This is a genomic window from Nocardiopsis sp. LDBS1602, from assembly GCF_035818715.1.
Lineage (GTDB): Bacteria > Actinomycetota > Actinomycetes > Streptosporangiales > Streptosporangiaceae > Nocardiopsis > Nocardiopsis alba.
This window is the reverse complement of sequence record NZ_JAYLVW010000001.1, coordinates 811,326-829,721: the sequence shown is the minus strand read 5'-3', so window position 1 is coordinate 829,721 and position 18,396 is coordinate 811,326. Positions and strand designations below refer to the sequence as shown.

At 69.1% G+C, this 18,396-nt stretch carries 16 protein-coding genes and 1 CRISPR repeat array; of the genes, 10 read left to right on the top strand and 6 right to left on the bottom strand.

Annotation, left to right across the window (positions count from 1 at the left end; genetic code table 11):
- Positions 1-13 precede the first annotated feature (13 nt).
- Positions 14-736: a helix-turn-helix domain-containing protein gene (locus U9J66_RS03850; protein WP_202423383.1), complete on the bottom strand. Its 723-nt coding sequence runs from the start codon at positions 734-736 to the stop codon at positions 14-16.
- 258 nt (positions 737-994) lie between these two features.
- On the opposite strand from U9J66_RS03850, the gene U9J66_RS03845 reads away from it, so the two are divergent.
- The gene (locus tag U9J66_RS03845; protein WP_326337045.1) at positions 995-2,899 is read left to right on the top strand and encodes a S9 family peptidase; all 1,905 of its coding nucleotides are present in this window, start codon (positions 995-997) and stop codon (positions 2,897-2,899) included.
- Between the two features lie 235 nt (positions 2,900-3,134).
- Positions 3,135-3,650: direct repeats of the CRISPR family, unit length 28 nt; unit sequence GTGAGCCCCACGCACGTGGGGATGGACC.
- Between the two features lie 64 nt (positions 3,651-3,714).
- On the opposite strand, the gene U9J66_RS03840 is transcribed toward U9J66_RS03845, so the two are convergent.
- The 4 genes from U9J66_RS03840 to U9J66_RS03825 form a co-directional block, all read right to left on the bottom strand.
- Positions 3,715-4,227, bottom strand: a complete 513-nt coding sequence (locus U9J66_RS03840; protein ID WP_326337044.1) for a flavoprotein — start codon at positions 4,225-4,227, stop codon at positions 3,715-3,717.
- A gap of 620 nt (positions 4,228-4,847) precedes the next feature.
- Positions 4,848-5,423 carry a TetR/AcrR family transcriptional regulator gene (locus U9J66_RS03835; protein WP_326337043.1) on the bottom strand — a complete coding sequence of 192 codons (576 nt, stop codon included), beginning with the start codon at positions 5,421-5,423 and terminating at the stop codon, positions 4,848-4,850.
- Positions 5,424-5,546: 123 nt separating this feature from the next.
- Positions 5,547-6,938: an amidase gene (locus U9J66_RS03830; RefSeq protein ID WP_326337042.1), complete on the bottom strand. Its 1,392-nt coding sequence runs from the start codon at positions 6,936-6,938 to the stop codon at positions 5,547-5,549.
- The gene (locus U9J66_RS03825) at positions 6,925-7,134 is read right to left on the bottom strand and encodes a hypothetical protein (protein ID WP_326337041.1); all 210 of its coding nucleotides are present in this window, start codon (positions 7,132-7,134) and stop codon (positions 6,925-6,927) included. The genes U9J66_RS03830 and U9J66_RS03825 overlap by 14 nt, the downstream gene beginning before the upstream one ends.
- A gap of 299 nt (positions 7,135-7,433) precedes the next feature.
- Here U9J66_RS03825 and U9J66_RS03820 point away from each other — a divergent pair, with 299 nt between their 5' ends.
- On the top strand, positions 7,434-8,327 hold the full coding sequence (locus tag U9J66_RS03820) for an MBL fold metallo-hydrolase (RefSeq protein ID WP_326337040.1): 894 nt from the start codon (positions 7,434-7,436) through the stop codon (positions 8,325-8,327).
- A 345-nt stretch (positions 8,328-8,672) separates the two neighbouring features.
- Here the strand turns inward: U9J66_RS03820 and U9J66_RS03815 are convergent, their stop codons facing one another.
- Entirely contained in the window at positions 8,673-9,350 is a 678-nt protein-coding gene (locus U9J66_RS03815; protein ID WP_326337039.1) for a GntR family transcriptional regulator, read from the bottom strand.
- 119 nt (positions 9,351-9,469) lie between these two features.
- On the opposite strand from U9J66_RS03815, the gene U9J66_RS03810 reads away from it, so the two are divergent.
- From U9J66_RS03810 to U9J66_RS03775, 8 genes are all read left to right on the top strand, one after another.
- Entirely contained in the window at positions 9,470-10,822 is a 1,353-nt protein-coding gene (locus tag U9J66_RS03810) for a malonyl-CoA decarboxylase domain-containing protein (protein ID WP_326337038.1), read from the top strand.
- 41 nt (positions 10,823-10,863) lie between these two features.
- On the top strand, positions 10,864-12,384 hold the full coding sequence (locus tag U9J66_RS03805) for a malonate--CoA ligase (RefSeq protein ID WP_326337037.1): 1,521 nt from the start codon (positions 10,864-10,866) through the stop codon (positions 12,382-12,384).
- A gap of 97 nt (positions 12,385-12,481) precedes the next feature.
- The gene (gene madL / locus U9J66_RS03800; protein ID WP_084570208.1) at positions 12,482-12,880 is read left to right on the top strand and encodes a malonate transporter subunit MadL; all 399 of its coding nucleotides are present in this window, start codon (positions 12,482-12,484) and stop codon (positions 12,878-12,880) included.
- A gap of 1 nt (position 12,881) precedes the next feature.
- A complete protein-coding gene (gene madM / locus U9J66_RS03795) occupies positions 12,882-13,646 on the top strand; it encodes a malonate transporter subunit MadM (RefSeq protein ID WP_326337036.1) in 765 nt (254 codons plus the stop codon).
- A gap of 484 nt (positions 13,647-14,130) precedes the next feature.
- Complete coding sequence (locus U9J66_RS03790; RefSeq protein ID WP_326337035.1) at positions 14,131-15,096, top strand: phosphotransferase family protein; 966 nt, start codon at positions 14,131-14,133, stop codon at positions 15,094-15,096.
- Positions 15,097-15,351: 255 nt separating this feature from the next.
- The gene (locus U9J66_RS03785; protein WP_326337034.1) at positions 15,352-16,305 is read left to right on the top strand and encodes a GNAT family N-acetyltransferase; all 954 of its coding nucleotides are present in this window, start codon (positions 15,352-15,354) and stop codon (positions 16,303-16,305) included.
- Positions 16,306-16,582: 277 nt separating this feature from the next.
- Positions 16,583-17,899, top strand: coding sequence for a phytase (locus U9J66_RS03780; protein WP_326337033.1), 1,317 nt, complete (start codon positions 16,583-16,585; stop codon positions 17,897-17,899).
- Between the two features lie 56 nt (positions 17,900-17,955).
- Positions 17,956-18,087, top strand: a complete 132-nt coding sequence (locus U9J66_RS03775; RefSeq protein ID WP_326337032.1) for a hypothetical protein — start codon at positions 17,956-17,958, stop codon at positions 18,085-18,087.
- Positions 18,088-18,396: the final 309 nt, after the last annotated feature.

Genomic DNA, 18,396 nt, shown 5'->3' with positions numbered 1-18,396 from the left:
CTGGAACGGGGCCTCAGCCCTCCCGCTCCTCCGCCAAGAGACGGTGGACCTCCCGTAACGCCGCGAGCTGCGCGGGGTTGTAGAGGTCGACCAGGGCCTGGGCCACGGTGATCATGGCGTCGCGCTTCCTGCCGCGAACGAAGAGCCCCGGGTTCTCCACGGAGGGGTACTCCTCGCGGATGGAACGGACAGAAGGGGCCATGCGCTCCGCCAGATCGCGGACCGTCTCCTCGTCGGCGTCCGCGGGGAGAGCGTTGAACTCGGCGTCGACCTTCTCGTGGGTGGCCGACATATCCCGGATGTCCTGGATGAACTCTTCGGTGAAGAGTCGCGCGGAGACCATGATCATCGCCCGATCCGCGTCCGACAGATGCGAGGCCACCTCCTCGAACCCCGCCGGGACGTCCGCCGACGTGCGATGCCGCAACAGCGGCGCGAGCTCGGCGCGGATCGCCTGTTGCCGCTCGATCGAGGCGGCCAGCTCATCGTCCAGGGCCCGCACCGTATCGACGAAGCCCTCCTCCGGCCCGTCCAACAGAGCGATCTGCGACAACGACATCCCCAGATCGCGCAACCGCCTGATCTGCAACAACCGCACCAGATGGTTCGTGTCGTAGCGCTTGTAGCCGTTCAGAGCCCGCTCCGGCTCCTCCATCAGCCCGATGGAGTGATAGTGCCGGATGGTCTTGATGGTCGTGCCCGCCAACGCGGCGAGCTCACGGGTGCTCCAGGCCATCAGAGGAAGACATGCGTGCTCGACATGCACCCATTCTCCGGGTTTCGCCGACGGAACGGAACCACCGCCGAACCACCGGGAACACCACGCCCACCGAGGGATCCGGCCGACACCGGAACGGCCGGATCCGAGAAGCGGGATTTGACCATGCCCCTAGGGCATCGTTTGTGATGTGGGTGTCCGGGACGAACCCGGATGCGCCGACCCCGTCGAGGCATCCGCCGTCCCCTCCGACGACCGACCCGAAAGGGCACAGCCATGAGCAGCGCGGACCACGGAACCCGACCCCGACGCATCGAGATCGAAGAACTCTTCGCCGACCCCTCCTTCGCCAACCCGAAGATCTCGCCCGACGGGACCCGGATGGCCTACCTCGCACCCGAACACGGACGACGCAACGTCTGGGTGCGAGGCATCGACCAGGACCACGACCAGGCCCGCTGCGTCACCCACGACGACCGACGGGGCATCACCACCTACCTGTGGTCCGACGACCCCCGCTGGCTCCTCTACCTCCAGGACACCGACGGCAACGAGGACTGGCACCTGTACCGGGTCGACCTCGACGACCCGGACACGCCCGCCGTCGACCTCACCCCGCTTCCCGAAGGATCCCGGGTCTTCGGAGCCGAAGAGCTCCCCTCCCACCCCGGTCATGTGCTCGTGACCATGAACCGGCGGCCGATGTCCCTCGACCTGTTCCGCGTCGAGGTCGCCACTGGCGAGATCACGCTCCACCACGAACAGGCCGGCCCCACGGAGAACGTGCTCCTGGACCACGACGGCCGCCCCGCGTTCACCTCCCACCTCGAAGAGGACGGCACGCTGGAGTTCTCCGCCATCGATCCCGACACGGGAGACCACAAGAGCCTCATCCGCATGGGAGGCGCCGAATATCCGCTGGGAGTCCACCCGCAGCTGGTGACCCCAGACGGCACCGGCCTCGTCATCGGTGCCTACCACGAATCGGACCACCTCAGCCTCGTCCGCGTCGACCGCGAGACCGGCGAGATCACCGTCCTGGCCGCCCTCGAAGACCAGAGCCTCGACATCATGGGCACCATGCTCCCCGGCGTCCTGCCGCCCACCGTTTACACCCACCGCCGTACCGGAGAGATCCTCGCCGCCCGCTTCGTCGGACCGCGCCCCCACATCGAGGTGCTCGACGACGACTTCGCCGAGGTCTACGCCAAGCTCTCCACCCTCTCCGACGGCGTCCTCGGCACCCTGTCCTCCGACGACACCGGACGCCACTGGATCGCCACCTTCGTCCACGACCGTGACCCCGCCGTCGCCTGGTACTACGACCACGAGACCGGGCAGAGCCGCCGACTCTTCCGGCCCTACCCGCACCTGGACCCGGCCGACCTCGCGCCCATGGAGGCGGTCGAGTTCCCCGCACGCGACGGACTGCCGCTGCACGGCCTGCTCACCCTCCCCATCGGAGTCGCCCCCGAGAGGCTGCCGCTCGTACTGCTCGTGCACGGCGGACCCTGGATGCACGACACCTGGGGCTACAACCCCCAAGCGCAGCTCCTCGCCAACCGAGGCCACGCCGTACTCCAGGTCAACTTCCGCGGCTCCACCGGCTACGGCCGCCGCCACACCACCGCCGCCATCGGCCAATTCGCCGGAGCCATGCACGACGACCTGCTCGACGCCGTCGACTGGGCCGTCGACCAGGGCTACGCCGACCCCGAGCGGATCGGCATCATGGGCGGCTCCTACGGCGGCTACGCGGCCCTCGTCGGAGTCACCTTCACCCCCGACCGCTTCGCCGCAGCCGTCGACATCGTCGGCATCGCCGACCTGGCCAGCTTCATGCGCAATCTGCCGCCGTTCAGCCGCCCCTACCTGATGACCAGCTGGTACGCCTACGTCGGTGACCCTGACATTCCCGAGCAGGAGGTCGACATGCTCGAACGGTCGCCGATCAGCCGCGTCGACAAGATCACCACACCGTTGTTGGTGGCCCACGGGGCCAACGACGTACGGGTCATGCAGGGGGAGTCGGACAAGATCGTCGCCTCGCTGGAGGAACGAGGGGTGCCGGTGGAGTACCTGCTGGCGGAGGACGAGGGGCACGGGTTCGCCAATCCGGAGAACGAGATCCGGTTGCAGGAGGCGATCTTGAGGCACTTCGAGGAGCACCTGGGGGAGTAGGGGTGTAGGGGGTTTCGAGGGTTCGGGTTGTGAGGGCGGGGAGCGGGGTGTGGGGGTTGTGGGAGGGGTGCGGGGCGACTGTGGTTGTGAGGGGCTCGGGTGTTCGTGAGAGCATGCCAGGGGAGTGGAGACGGCGCTGGGCGTTGCCGGTGAAGGATGGTCGAGGTCGGCTGTTTCTTAACCGGCGAGTAGGTCTCGCGAAGATAACGCCTCGCGTTGTTGCAGGTCATTAAGCGTGAGCCCCACGCACGTGGGGATGGACCGACGAATGGCCCATGTACGCGCTACGCGCGGAGGTGAGCCCCACGCACGTGGGGATGGACCGCCACCACGCGCCCTTGGTGCTCGACGCGCAGCGTGAGCCCCACGCACGTGGGGATGGACCGGAGGCGACGCGGCCTCAGCCCCTCACCGTGGGGTGAGCCCCACGCACGTGGGGATGGACCGATGACATACGCATATCCGAGCCTCCTTACCTTCTGAGCCCCACGCACGTGGGGATGGACCGGCCAACTCTCCCTGGTTACGGTTCTGGGTGTCGTGAGCCCCACGCACGTGGGGATGGACCGATGCGGGAGAAGCAGGCCCGTGAGCGGCGTCGGTGAGCCCCACGCACGTGGGGATGGACCTACTGAGCTAGATCTCTGAGGTTGTCAACTCCCGTGAGCCCCACGCACGTGGGGATGGACCAGCAGCACCATTGGCCGGACAGGTGGCGGGAACGTGAGCCCCATGCACGTGGGGCTGGGCCGACCAAGAAGGGCCTGATGGTTCCAAGATTCGGAACCATCAGGCCCACCATGCTCGACGACCGGTCAGGCTGTAGTCTTCGCCACCGCTTCCGCGACCTCTTCCCACGATGGCAGGCTCTTCTCCTCGCTCCTGAGCACCGACACCGAGGGCATGGCCTCAAGCTCCTGGAGACTTCGCCTGAACGCGGGGTGCCCCGCGAGCGCGTCACCAGCCTTCGGCACGATGATCGTCGGGACACCGCGACCGATCATCTCGCAGGCCAAGGCGACGGCGAACGTGTCGGTCAACCCGAGGGCGGTCTTGTTCGTGCTGTTGAACGACCAGGGGCAGGCCACTACCGCTGCACCGGGAGGCATGCTGCGTCCCGTTCCCGGAAGCCGGAACTCGGTCCTCACGGGTTCCCCGGTGAGGTCGGCGAGGGCGTCCAAGTCGTGGAAGCGCGCTCCCATGGGAGTGGACAGGACCGTGACGTGCCGGCCCTGGTTCTGGAGGAGTTCCACGAGGCCGTTCACCGGTTCGTGGCCGCTGGTGGGCGCTCCGGACAGGAGCAGGTACAGGGGGCGCTGATCAGTCATGGGACCAGTTTCGGGGGTCCCGGTCGCATCCTCGACATCAGCCCCCGCAACGGTTCAGGGCCCGACTGTAGGAGGCGATCTTGAAGCACTTCGAGGAGCACCTGGGGGTGGGTGGGTCTTGGGGCTCGGTTCGTAAGGAGAGGAACGGGAGTGTAGGCGGGGCGGTCGTGGCTGCGAGGGGTGCAGGTATTCGTGAGACCATGTCGGGAAGTGGAAGCGGTGCTGGGCGCTGCCGGTGAAGAATGGTCGAGGTCTGCTGGTTCTTAGCCGGCGAGTAGGTCTCGTAAAGGTAACGCTCCACGTTGTTGTAGGTCATTAAGCGTGAGCCCCACGCACGTGGGGATGGACCGTAGGGGTCACCGCCTCTGCCCAGAACCGGTGAGTGAGCCCCACGCACGTGGGGATGGACCTTCAGCGCAATTCATGGCGAGAATTAACCGTTCGTGAGCCCCACGCACGTGGGGATGGACCGGGCCCCCTTTTTTGTCCGGCCGATTGACGACCGTGAGCCCCACGCACGTGGGGATGGACCGGCACGCGACAAGGGGATGCTGCCCCCCGCCAACTGAGCCCCACGTACGTGGGGATGCCGGGGCTGTCCTCAACAGGAGGTCCCCCGGTCAGCGGGCGCTCTCTTCATGGGCGTCGAGAAGGTCGGCCACGAGTCGGCGGGCGTACGCGGTCTCGAGACCGGCGGGGCGAAAGAGGATGCGGTACATGATGGGGGCGACGATGCCGTCCATGGTCTCTTCGACGGCGGGGGTGTTCTCCCCACGGCCGCTCGCGCGGATGAGGATGGTGTCGATCTGTTCGGCCGCGTAGGCGGAGCACCGCCCGGCGTTACCGCCGTCCGGGTCGCCGAGTAGAGCGTCCCGAATGTAGGCCCGGCCCGAACCGGATCCCATCTCATCGAGGAACTGTTCGGCCCAGGCGGTGAGGTCGGCTCGCAGGTCGCCGTGGTCTTCCGGTTCACCCTCGGGGCGCAGACGTTCCACCGCGACGTCCGACAACAGCTCGGTCAGGTCACCCCAACGACGGTAGATCGTCGACGGGGTGACCTCGGCGCGTTGGGCGACCATGGGCACGGTGAGGGCGTCGCGCCCCACCTCGGCCAGGAGTTCACGTACTGCGGAGTGCACCGAGGCCTGGACCCGGGCGCTACGCCCTCCGGGGCGCACCATCTGCTTGCGACTCATGGAGTCAGTCTAAAGCTCGCCCTTTGCGTTTAGCGGTTCTCTGAAGCGGAACGGAGACCGCCCGACGGTGGGTATCGACGGTCCTCGTGGCCTCGAGACGGACAGTCGGTCCGCGGGCCGGGTTCAGCCGACCGGAGAGAGTGCTCGAGCGGGCCGCGCCCGTTCGTAGGCGTGCCCCGCTCGCAGAAGCGTTCGCTCATCGAGGGGCCGGCCGATCAGCTGCATGCCGATGGGCATGCCCGCCGTGTCGTGGCCGACCGGGACGGACAGGGCCGGCAGCCCGGTGATGTTCGCCGGGGCGGAGAGTCGGACGTAGGCGTCGGAGACGCTCTCGGTCGTACCGTCCGGCCAGGTGACGCTCTCCTGCGTGGCCGGAACCGCGGTCATCGGAACGGTGGGGGCGGCGACCATGTCGACCTCCTCCAGAAGGCGGTTCCACGCATCGCGCATCAGCGTGCGGGCGCGTTGGGCCCTCAGGTGGTCGCCCGCGCTCATCAGTTCGCCGGCCTCCAGGAGGATCCGCACGTCCGCCTGGTACAGCTCGGGCACGGTGCGCAGGGTGCGTTCGTGGTAGGCGGTGGCCTCCGGCACCATCAGACCCCACTGAGTGGCCTGGACGTAACGGGTCATGGGGATCTCGACTTCGACGAGTCGGGCACCGAGCTCCTCCATTCCGGCGATGGCGTGGTGGACGGCGGCGGCCACCTCCGGATCGACGTGCTCGAAGTAGTAGTGGCTCGGCACTCCGACGCGCACACCGCTCAAGTCCGGGTCCGTCTCCGGCCGGTGGTCGACGGGGAGGGTGTCCAGTGAGGCCGGGTCGCGTGGATCGTGCCCGGTGAGGGCGTTCAGAACCAGGGCCGCGTCCTCGGCGGTGCGGGTGATCGGCCCGACGTGGTCTAGGGACCAGGACAGCGCGGTGATCCCGTGGCGGGGGACCAGCCCGTAGGTGGGCTTGAGGCCGACCACTCCGTTCAGGGCGGAAGGCACTCGGATCGAGCCTCCGGTGTCGGTGCCGAGGGAGAACGTCGCTTCCCCGGCGGCCACCGCGACGGCGGATCCGCCGCTGGAGCCTCCGGCGACCCGGTCCCGGTCCCAGGCATTGCCGGTCTGTGGGGTGGTCAGGCCATAGGCGAACTCGTGGGTGTGGGTCTTGCCGACCAGGACGGCGCCGGCGGACCGTAGTCGGGCGGCGACCGTACTGTCGGCGGTCGCGCGATGGTCGGTCCGGACCCGGGAACTGGCGGTGGTGGGCATGCCGGCGACGTCGATCAGGTCCTTGAGGCCGACCGGGACACCGTGCAATGGCCCCCGGTATTCACCTTGGGAGATCTCCCGCTCGGCCTCGCGCGCCGCGTGGCGGGCCTGTTCGGCGGCGACCATGACGTAGGCCTCGAGGTGCGGCTCGATTCGTTCGATGCGTTCGAGGACGGAGTCGACCAGTTCGACGGGGGACAGTCGCCGTTCCCGGATCAGGGACGCGGTGGCGGCGAGGGGCAGTTCATACGGTCGCATCGGGCTTCTCCTGTCCTACGCGATAGGTGCTCGCGGGCGGGGTGTCTCCGAAGTCCAGCTCGCGCAGAACCGAGGCGACGGTGTGGATGTGGTCGGCGGTGGCCGCGACCGCCGCGTGCCGGTCATGGGGGAGCGGCAGTCCGGCCCGGGCGGCCCAACGGGCGGCCTCGGGCGGGGTGAGCTCGGTGGAGGACATGGTTCTCCCATCCGGTCGGGGCGGGGTGCCGGAGCACCTCACGCCAAAAGCTAACTGTTTGCTTTAGGTGACGGTAGGTCCTATCGTCGCTTAAGGCAAATGTGTTGCTTTTGTGGGAAGAAGGGCATGGTCAGCGGACGCGCGCCCTTCGTTCTCGACGCGTCGTGCCCCATGACCGCCTCCACCGGCCCTGTCCGCGGGAGCGGCTAGGGCGGCCCTCGCCGTGTCACGGCGCGCGGCGGCCGACCCCTGTCAGGCCATCGATCGCCTCCAACGAAGAAGAAAGGAAACGAGAGACCATGCGGACCCCTTCCACCACCCCCTCCTGGTCCGTGGGCGACGTCATCGTCCACCGCGTCGACGAGGTCCCGCTGCCACCGGCGACCGGACCGTGGTTGCTACCCGACGCCACCCCCGATCTGGTGCTGGGCCAGGACTGGCTGCGCCCCCACTTCGCCGACCACGATGGCGTCCTCCACATCGACAGCCACAGCTTCGCGTTCGTCGTGGACGGATCGCGCGTGCTCGTCGACACCGGCATCGGTAACGGCAAGCAGCGGGCCAACCCCGCCTGGCACGACCTGCGCACCGACTACCTGGAGCGGCTCACCGAGGCCGGCTTCCCGCCGGAGACCATCGACCTGGTGATCCTCACGCACCTGCACGCCGACCACGTCGGCTGGAACACCCGACAAGTGGACGGCGCGTGGGTGCCCACCTTCCCCAACGCCCGCTACCTCACCAGCCGAACCGAACGAGAGTTCTGGGCCGGCCAGGACATGGACGAGACGCGCCGCCAGATGTTCCGCGACTCGGTGATCCCGATCGAAGAGACCGGCCTGCTCGATCTGGTCGACGTCCCGGCCGAAGGCGCGCGGATCTCACCCGGTCTACGCCTGATCCCGACCCCCGGCCACACCCCAGGCCATGTCGCCGTCGAACTGGCCGTCCAGGGAGAAACGGCACTGATCACCGGCGACTGCGTCCACCACCCGATCCAGCTCGCCCATCCCGGCATCGGGGCCTGCGTCGACATCGATCCTCGGCGCTCCGAGGCCACCCGCCGTGCGCTGCTCACATCTCTGGCCGCTACCGACACCCTGTTGCTCGGAACCCACTTCGCCCCGCCCACCGCCGGTCGGGTCATCACTGACGGGGACGCCTACCGGTTGCTACCGGTGTCAGCAGACTGAACGGGGGCTTCAGGACTCTGGAAGAGTGGGGAGAGGGGGCTTGGTGTGGCCTGAAAGCTCGGAAGGGCCGTTGTTCCGGGTCGGTCCGGCTTTCGTGAGAGCATGCGGTGAGATGGAAGCGGCGCCGGGGTGTCGGTGGGTAGGACGGTCGAGGTCGGCTGTTCCTTAACCGGCCAGTAGGTCTCATAGAGATAACGCCTCGCGTTGTCGCAGGTCATTAAGCGTGAGCCCCACGCACGTGGGGATGGACCGCCCAGTAAGAAGCTCGCGGAGGCCCTGGAGGGGTGAGCCCCACGCACGTGGGGATGGACCAAACCCGCACCGATCGCGTCCGACCCGGGGCCCTTACCCGGCGTCGCGTGCCGAATCGGTGAGGTGGCGCCAGGTCCGTACGAGCTGGCTGAACTCCTTGACCTGCACGAGAACGTGGTCGCGGGCGGCGTTCTCCGCGGCCTCGGCGTCCCCGGCGACGATGGCGTCGGCGATCGCGCGGTGCTCGGCCAGGGAGCGTCGCATGCGGTCCGGCACCCGGAGCTGGAGCCTCCGGTACGGCTGGAGTGCCCGTTTGAGGGCGTGGGCCTGCTGTCGCAGGTATTCGTTGCCGCACGCCTCGGAGACAACACCGTGGAAATCGGCGTTGGCGTAGTAGTACCCGTCGGCGTCGCCCGCCGTGGCGTACCGCTCGCACGCGCGCAGGGTGTCCTCGAGCCGCTCTATCGACTCCCGCTCGATGCGGCGTGCGCAGAGCCGTGCCGCCATTCCCTCGAGCTCGGCCATGACCTCGAAGCGTTCGGCCAGCTCTGAGACGCCGAGCTCGGTGACGTACGTGCCCTGCTTGGGGCGGATCTGCACCAGCCCGGAGCGTTCCAGGGCCTGGAGCGCCTCCCGGATCGGTGTGCGCGAGCATCCGAACTCGAGCTCGAGTCGCGCCGGATCCAGGCGTTCACCCGGCCGGTACCGGCCCTCGACAACGGCGTTCTCCAGCGCGTCCCGGACGCGTTGGGATTCCGGAACCCGAGCCATCGACACCTCCGTGCCCAGATTAGCCGACCGACTGAGGGGGTTGCGCTCCACTGTTCCATACCTTACGTTCTCTGTTATATATATCACCCCAAGTGATGTATGTTACTTAAGGAGCGGAGATGCGGCCCGACGGAGCGCGCGAGACCGGTCCGGTCCGACCGGCGAAAGAGGGGCACGACGGTGGCCCCCAGGCGGCCGATACGTCGGGGCCGTCCGCCCTGGACCGCCTGCTCACCGACTGCGAGATCCTCATGGGCGACGTGGGCGAGGCCTCCGTCCGCGCGGTCGCGGCGCGGGCCCTGACCGCCTACGGCGAGCTCGACGACCCCGGCAGAACGGCCTTCTTCACCCACGTCATCAAGGACCACGGCGTCGACCCCGACCGGGTCCGCGCCGCCTTCCACCGCTGGGACGAGGCCGGGAACAGCGGATCCGGAGGCGAGGAGGAGCTGGTCGAGCTCTTCGACGCGGTCGAGCCGGCACGCCAGCGACTGCTCCGCCGGATGAACCACGCGCCCGACGCCACGCTCGCCCTGGTCGGGATGCGCGCGGACCTGCGCCGGCTGATGCGTCGCCACCCGGAACTACGCCCCCTGGACCACGACCTCCACCACCTGCTCGCCTCCTGGTTCAACCGCGGATTCCTCCGCCTGGCGGAGGTCACCCCGGACTCGCCCCGGCGGCTGCACGACCACCTGCTGCGCTACGAGAAGGTCCACCCGATGGCGGACCGCGCCGAACTCCGCCGCCGCCTGGAGCCCGCGGACCGCCGCATCTACGCCTTCTTCCACCCGGCCACCGGCGACGTGCCGCTGATCTTCGTGGAGGTCGCCCTGGTGCGGGGGACCCCGGGCGACATCGCCCCCCTGCTGGAGCCCGGCCCCGCCCTGGACCCCCGGGATGCCGACACGGCGGCGCTCTACTCGATCAACAACGCGCTGGACGGCCTGACCGGGATCTCCTTCGGCAACCTCCTCATCAAGCAGGTCATCGAGCAGGTGCGCGACCGGCTGCCGCATCTGGAGCACTTCGTCACGCTCTCACCGATCCCGGGGTTCCGGCGCTGGCTCGACGAGCGGGCCGAGAACGAGACCGAACTGCGAGAACTCGTCCGGGACCTGGACGCCGCGGACGGCCCGGCCGACCTCGACCCCACGGAGACCGCGCGGATCCGCCCCGGGCTCCTGCCCGTCCTGGCCCGGTACATCGCGGCCGAGAAACGCGACGACGGACGGCCCCTCGACCCGGTCGCCCGCTTCCACCTGGGCAACGGGGCCGCCGCGTGGAGGCTCGACTGGCCCGCGAACACCTCGGAGCAGGCCTGGCGGCAGTCCTACGGCGCGATGGTCAACTACCGCTACGAGCCGGACAAGCTCGAACGCCGCCACGAGGACTTCGTCCGCCGCCGCACCGTGGCGCTCGACGGCCCCCTGCGGGACGCGCTGCCGGACGCCCCGGGCTCCGACACGTGAGCCACCTCCACCGCATAGAACGAGAAAGAGGAACACCACCGATGGCGCCATTCACGGCCATTCACCGATCCTTCGCCGAGCAGGCGCGACGGCGACCGGACCGGACCCTGTTCGAGCTGCCCGGCGGCGAGAGCATCACCTACGGGCAGACCGAGGAGACCGTGCGACGGATCGCCGCCCGCCTCCTCGCCGACGGCGTCACCCCCGGCGACCGGGTCGCGATGCAGGTGGAGAAGTCCCCCGAGGCCGTCGCGCTGTACCTGGCGACCCTGCGCGTGGGCGGGGTCTTCCTCCCGCTCAACACCGCCTATACCGACGCGGAGATGACGTACTTCCTCGGCGACGCCCGGCCCCGCGTACTCGTCTGCTCACCCGACCGCCGGGCCGAGCACACCGGTCGCGAAGCCGAAGGCCTTGTCGTCGAGACCCTGGGAACCTCCGGCGACGGCACCCTCCTGGAAGGGGACGGTCGCCACGACGGGGACCACGACGCCTCGGCCGAGGACCCGGCGGCCATCCTGTACACCTCCGGCACCACCGGGCGGTCCAAGGGCGCCGTGCTCACCCACGGCAACCTCGCCTCCAACTGCGAGGCGCTGCTCCAGGCCTGGCGGTACACCTCCGAGGACCGGCTGATTCACGCCCTGCCGATCTTCCACGTCCACGGGCTCTTCGTCGCGGTCAACATGACGCTGGCGGCGGGCGCCTCCATGCACTACCTGTCCGGGTTCGACACCGACGCGGTCATCGACCTGCTGCCCCGCGCCACCGTGCTCATGGGCGTCCCCACCTTCTACACCCGCCTGCTGAAGAGCGACCGGCTGACCTCGGAGTCCTGCGCCTCGATGCGGCTGTTCGTCTCCGGCTCGGCCCCGCTGCTCGCGAGTGACGCCGAGGCCTTCCAAGACCGCACCGGCCACGCCATCCTCGAGCGCTACGGGATGACCGAGACCGGGATGAACACCACCAACCCCTACGAGGGGCCGCGCAAGCCCGGCACGGTCGGCCGGCCACTCCCCGGCGTCGAGATCCGGGTGGCGGACCGGGAGACGGGAGGGAAGCTCCCCGACGGAGAGGTCGGCATCGTCGAGGTCCGCGGATCCAACGTCTTCTCCGGCTACTGGCGGATGCCGGAGAAGACCGCCGCCGAGTTCCGCGAGGACGGCTTCTTCATCACCGGCGACCTGGGCCGCGTCGACGAGGACGGCCACCTGTGCATCGTCGGCCGGGACAAGGACCTCGTGATCTCCGGGGGCTACAACGTCTACCCCAAGGAGGTCGAGGAGCTCCTCGACGCGCATCCGGGGGTGCTGGAGTCCGCCGTGATCGGCGTCCCCCACCCGGACCTGGGCGAGGCCGTGGCGGCCGTCGTCGTCCCCCGGCCGGGGCGGGAACTCCAGACCGAGGAGCTGCTGGAGTCCATCTCCGGAGACCTCGCCCGATTCAAGCGGCCGCGCGCGGTGCGCGTCGTCGAGGCACTGCCCCGCAACGTCATGGGGAAGGTGCAGAAGGCCGAACTGCGCGAACGCTACACGGACCTGTTCACCGGCGCGGACGCCTGACCGCCGCTCGCTCCCACCCCCCGACGGCCGTCCCCCGGCGTCTCGCCGGTCACCCCCGGCGCTCCCGCAGGCCACCCCCCGAAGCAAGGAGAAAACGATGGTCCTCTACGGAGTGGCAGCCCTGGCGGTGTGCCTGCTCTCGGGCGCGCTCGTGGGCGAACTCCTCGGTGCCGCGGTCGGCGTCGACGCCAACGTCGGCGGCGTCGGCTTCGCCATGATCATGCTGGTGGTCGTCTCCGACCGCCTGCGCAGGAACGGGAAACTCCCCGAGGCCACCGAGCAGGGCGTGCTCTTCTGGAGCGCGATGTACATCCCCGTCGTCATCGCCATGGCCTCCACACAGAACGTGGTCAAGGCGATCGCGGGCGGCCCGATGGCGATCACCGCGGGCCTGGCGGCGCTCGCGGTGGGGGCCGCCCTGGTGCCCGTCCTGTCGCGGATCGGCGAACCGGCGGAACCGCTGCCGCCGCTGGTCGAGGAAGAGCGGGAGGCCTGAGATGGACCGGATCATCGGCGTCTTCGAGAGCAACGACCTGCTCGTGGCCTTCGTGGTGGTCGGCGGGCTGATGGCGATCTCCGTATGGCTGTCCAAGAAGCTCACCCGCGGCTGGCTGCACGGCTCGGCCATCGCCATCATCCTCGGCCTGGCGCTGGCGTACTGGGGCGGATGGGTCACCGGCGGTGAGCACGGGCTGGCCGACATCGCGGTCTTCTCCGGCCTGGGCCTCCTGGGCGGCGCGATGCTGAGGGACTTCGCGATCGTCTCCACCGCCTACGGCGTGGACCTGCGCGAGATCAAACGCGCCGGACTGGTCGGAGTGCTGTCGCTCGTGCTGGGCGTACTGGTCTCGTTCGCCGTCGGGGCGGCGATCGCCGCCGCCTTCGGCTACACGGACGCCGCGTCGATGGCGACCATCGGCGCCGGCGCGGCCACCTACATTGTCGGTCCGGTGACCGGGACCGCGGTGGGAGCGAGCTCGGAGGTGATCGCGCTGTCCGTGGCAGCCGGGCTCGTCAAGTCCGTGGTGGTGATGGTGGGAACGCCGCTGATCGCCCCGCTGATCGGACTGAACAACCCCAAGTCCGCGATGGTCTACGGCGGCCTGATGGGCACCACCTCCGGTGTGGCGGGCGGGCTGGCGGCCACCGACAAGCGCCTGGTGCCCTACGGTGCCATGACCGCCACCTTCTACACGGGCGTGGGATGCCTGCTCGGACCGTCGCTGCTGTACGTGGTGCTCAGGGCCCTCGTCGGGGGGTGAGGTGGGGCGGGTGCGCGGCCCCGGGAAGGCCGGATCGGCCGCGCATCCGCTTCAGCGTGCGTGAGAGTATGCCGGGGAGCGGAAGTGGCGCTGGGCGCTGCCGGTGAAGGATGGTCGAGGTCGGCTGTTTCTTGACCGGCGAGTAGGTCTCGCGAAGATAACACGCTGCGTTGTCGCAGGTCATTAAGCGTGAGCCCCACGCACGTGGGGATGGACCGGCGCTTCAGGGCCTGTGGATAACTGAAGAACAGTGAGCCCCACGCACGTGGGGATGGACCGACACCGACCTACACCGACATGCCTGTCCTGCCGTGAGCCCCACGGACGTGGGGATGGACCGAGCGAGAACGCTACGCCCCGGATGGCCTCGCAGGTGCGGCACATCCGGCTCACCGACAGGATCGACGGCCGACCACGGAGTGGCCGAGCGGGTCGTGCTCTCACCACCGGATCAGCGCCCGAGCGACCGTGGGAGGATGCTCGCATGATGCCAGAGCCCAGCGCGACCTCCCATCCGCTCGACCAGCATCGCGACCCCTCCGAGGCCGCCTTCGTCCGGGGCCTGGCCGCCGAGGTGGCGGCCCGCTACGGCGGTGAACTCACGCGGATGCGGCGAGCGAACGGGTACTCGAACGCGACGTGGGTCGGCGACGGCATCGCCGTGCGGATCGCGCATACACCCGTCGGCATGGCTCGCGAGGCCGCGCTCGTGCGTGCCCTGCCACGAGAGGTCGCACATCCGGAGATCCTCGGGGAGGGCGTTACCGAGGGCCACGGCTGGATCGTGACCGCGGAGGTGCACGGCCGGAACCTGTACGAGGCATGGCCGACGCTGACACCTGTGGAGCAACGACAGGCGATCCATCAGCTATGGGCTCGGGCTCAGATCGTGCATGACGCGAGCCCGTCCCTCAAGACACATGTCGCGACGCACGGGGGTTTCGTACCGGCGACACTCGGCGACGCCACGGCATCGGCCGGACGAGCCGGAGCCGTGCTCGGACTGTCCAGCGCCCAGCGGTCACGGTTCCACGAGATCATCGAGGGCTACTTTCGGGCCGCGCCCATGGTCGAGCAGGTCGTCGACCACGGCGACCTGGCCCTGATGAACGCACTTTGGGATGGTGAGGTCGTCGCCCTGCTGGACTTCGAGTTCGCCGTGCTCGGTCCGGTCGAGATCGACCTCTGCCGACTGGTGTACGAGGCCTGCGTGTCCGAGGAAGGCACGTACGTCGATTCGGAGGCGGGCGCCGCCGCGGTGGAGATCGCCGCTCGTCATATGGATCCGGTGCATGGCCCGGTACTCATCCGTGGCGCCGCGGTTCTCGACCAGCTCCGCGACTTTGACATCTGGCTCGCCCAAGGCGGAGGCGAGGACTGGAATCCAGGGCGGCTGCTCACCGCCCTGATCGACGACGATGGCGGTTATCTCGCTCCCCTGCTCAGGTGACCGGTTCCTGCGCGATGCGAGGGCGCGATCGTGTCTTATCGACGGGCGCCCGACACCGACCGCTTCATCACCTCCTTTCCCGAAGACAGGTGCGCATTCCGCAGATACGTATCAGATGAGCCCCACGCACGTGGGGTGGATCGCGTGTGCTTCGCCGCCTTCGACGACCACACCGAACACCTCGAGGTACTGGGGCGGGGGAGTGGTCGGAAAACCCGTGGATAAGCCTGCGGTTTCCTGACACTGTGAGGCGCCATGACGACTTCGGAGTTTCTGACCGCCGCCGACGTGGAACTCATGCAGGGCCTGGCCCAGCGCATCACCGCCACTCACCCGGAGTTGGTGAACAGCGACGCCTCGTTCGGCGAGCTGGCCTGGAACTGGGGTCGTGCGCACGCCGCTCAGGGCTCCTCATGGCGCCGCCGCCTCTGGTTCTCCGGTGGGGAACTCGTGGCGTGGGGCTGGGTCAAGCTGCCGTGCAGCGTCCGCCTCAGCGATGGGTCGGTCGCGAACGCCACCGGCGCCTATCTGGCCTATCAGGTCCATCCCGACCACGCCGAGCTGGTCGATGAGGTGATCGACTGGTACGAGGCCACCGCTGCGGGCCTGGAACGGACCGTGCTTCCGGGCGACCCCGACAGGTTCGCCCTGGAACGGTGGGCGGCGCACGGGTACGTGCCCGACCCGGACGGGCTCGGGGACACCGGCTCCTGGACCCAGCTCAACCAGCGCGACCTCACCGACGTGGAATCTCCGAAGCTCCCGGACGGGTACCGGTTCCGCACCGCCGACGAGGCCGGGGGAGAGGCCGCGGTCCGGGCCCACCTGAACGCCTGGGGTCCCCGGGCGTACACGGTCGAGGCCTACCGGGACCTTCGGGAGACGACGGGGTACCGCGGCGACCTGCACGTGCTGGTGGAGGCGCCGGACGGGGAGATGGCGGCCTCGACCATCATGTGGCTGGACGAGGTGAACCGGACCGTCGAGTTCGAGCCGATGGGGACCCATCCCGACCACCGGCGCCTGGGCCTGGCGCGGGCGCTGCTCCTGCACGGGATGCTGCTGGCGCGGGAGGCGGGGGCCGTGCACGCGACGGTGGCCTGCCTGGGGGCACCAGGCCGCCCGGCGGCCCGCGAGCTGTACTACGGCGCCGGGTTCCGCGAGCTGTGCCGGGACGTTCCCCTCATCAAGGACGCCTCGGCCGGCTGACGGAAGGAACCGAGGGCACGGGCGGGGGAGGCTGCCGGGCATTGGCCCCGGGCTGCCGGGCCCATCCTCGACAAGGTCGGTACGGGCCCGGAGAGATGGTGCAGGTCCGGGGGCCCAGCGTCTGCGCTCCAGCGGGCGAGCACAGGGGGCTGGGTCCGCCCGACAGTCGTGACCAGGGGGAACCGACTGGTCGCACACTGTTCATGAGAGCGTCCCGTCGCCTTCGTCGGCCGCCCCGTACCATCTCGGCGTCCAACTCCCCCTACCGAGGAGTACCGTGAACGCCTCCGTCCCGACCACACTGGCCGCCCTCCTCGTGGCGACCGGCTCCTTCGCCCAGCCCCCGGTACCCGTCACCGCGAGCGTCGAGACACCTCCGGTGTACGACGACGAGGCGGGAGGCAACGCCGACGCCGACGACCCGGCCGTCTGGATCGACCCCGACGACCCCGAGCGCAGCATCGTCATCGGAACCCTGAAGAAGGCCGGACTCGACGTCTACGGGCTCGACGGCGAGCGCATCCAGCACATCCCGGCGCCCGAGGCCCCCGACGAGGAGGCGGCCCCCGGCCGGTTCAACAACGTCGACGTCCTCTACGGGTTCGAGCTGGACGGCGAGAAGACGGATCTGGCGATCGTCAGCGACCGAGGGCGCGACCGGATCCGCGCCTTCGCCATCGACCCCGACGCCGTCGCGGAGGGCAGACCGCCGCTCAGTGACGTGACCGCGCCCGACGTCCGGCCGGTCTTCGCCGCGGACGAGGCCGAGGTGGACGACCAGCGAACCTCCTACGGGCTGACCACCTACAAGCACGACGACGATGCCTTCGTGGTGGTGTCCCAGCGCGAAGAGACCCGACTGCGGCTCCTAGAGCTGAAGGACGAGGGCGGGCTGGTCGGATACAAGACCGAGGACACGCTCGAACTCCCCGACACCTTCACCCTGCCCGACGGCACCGAGTGGACGCCATGCGCCGACCCCGGCGAGCGTCCCCAGGTCGAGGGCATGGCCGTCGACGAGGAGGAGCACGTCCTCTACGCCGGTCAGGAGACCGTGGGGCTGTGGCGCATCGAGCTCGACAAGGACGAGTTCGCCGACGCGGAGCTGATCGACCGTGTTCGTGAATACGGCACGCCGTGGACGTACGACGAGACCGCTGACGAGGAGTGCGTCCTCGACACGGAGAACGACCCCGGGTTCGGCGGTGAGAACATCTCCGCCGACGCCGAGGGCGTGACCCTCTACCACGCAGGTGATGGCGCCGGATACGTGCTCGTCTCCAGCCAGGGAGACGACACCTTCGCCGTGTACGAGCGCGGCGGTGACAACGACTACGTCGGCTCCTTCGCCATCGTCGACGGCCCCGCCACTGATGGGACCCAGCACTCCGACGGCGCCACCGTGGTCAACGTCCCCTTGGGCGACGCCTTCCCCCAGGGACTGCTGGTCACCCACGACGGTGAGGAGACGCCGGCGGATGGGGAGCGGGAGAGCACCAACTTCAAGCTGACGCGATGGGACGCGGTGGCCAACGCGTTCCCCGAGCCCTTGGTGATCGACACCGAGTTCTTCGACCCGCGTGGCGTGAACTGATTTCGTAGGGGTGCGGAACGGTGCGAGGGGAGGTCGCGGTCGGCCGGTGGTGGTTGGTGAACGGGTCTTGCGAGGGCGAGACCTGGCGCTGTCGCATGCTGTTGGACCGCGGTCTCTCCTCGGCCGGTGCCGTGTTCGGGATGGTGTTGGAGTGGGCGCGGGTTCTCATGGCCGGTTGTCAGTGGTGAGGTCGGAGGGGCGGGGGGCTGTGGTTCTAGAGGGCTTCGGTGTTCGTGAGAACATGCTGGGGAGTGGAACGGCGCTGGGTGTTGTCGAAGAGGGATGGTCGAGGCCGGCTGTTCCTTAACCGGCGAGTAGGTCTCGCGAAGATAACGCCTCGCGTTGTCGCAGGTCATTAAGCGTGAGCCCCACACACGTGGGGATGGACCGGTCATCGAAAAGGGCAGCCTGGTCCCGGTGGGTGAGCCCCACACACGTGGGGATGGACCGCGGGACGCGATCCGGTCTCCCAGAAGTTCGGGGTGAGCCCCACGTAC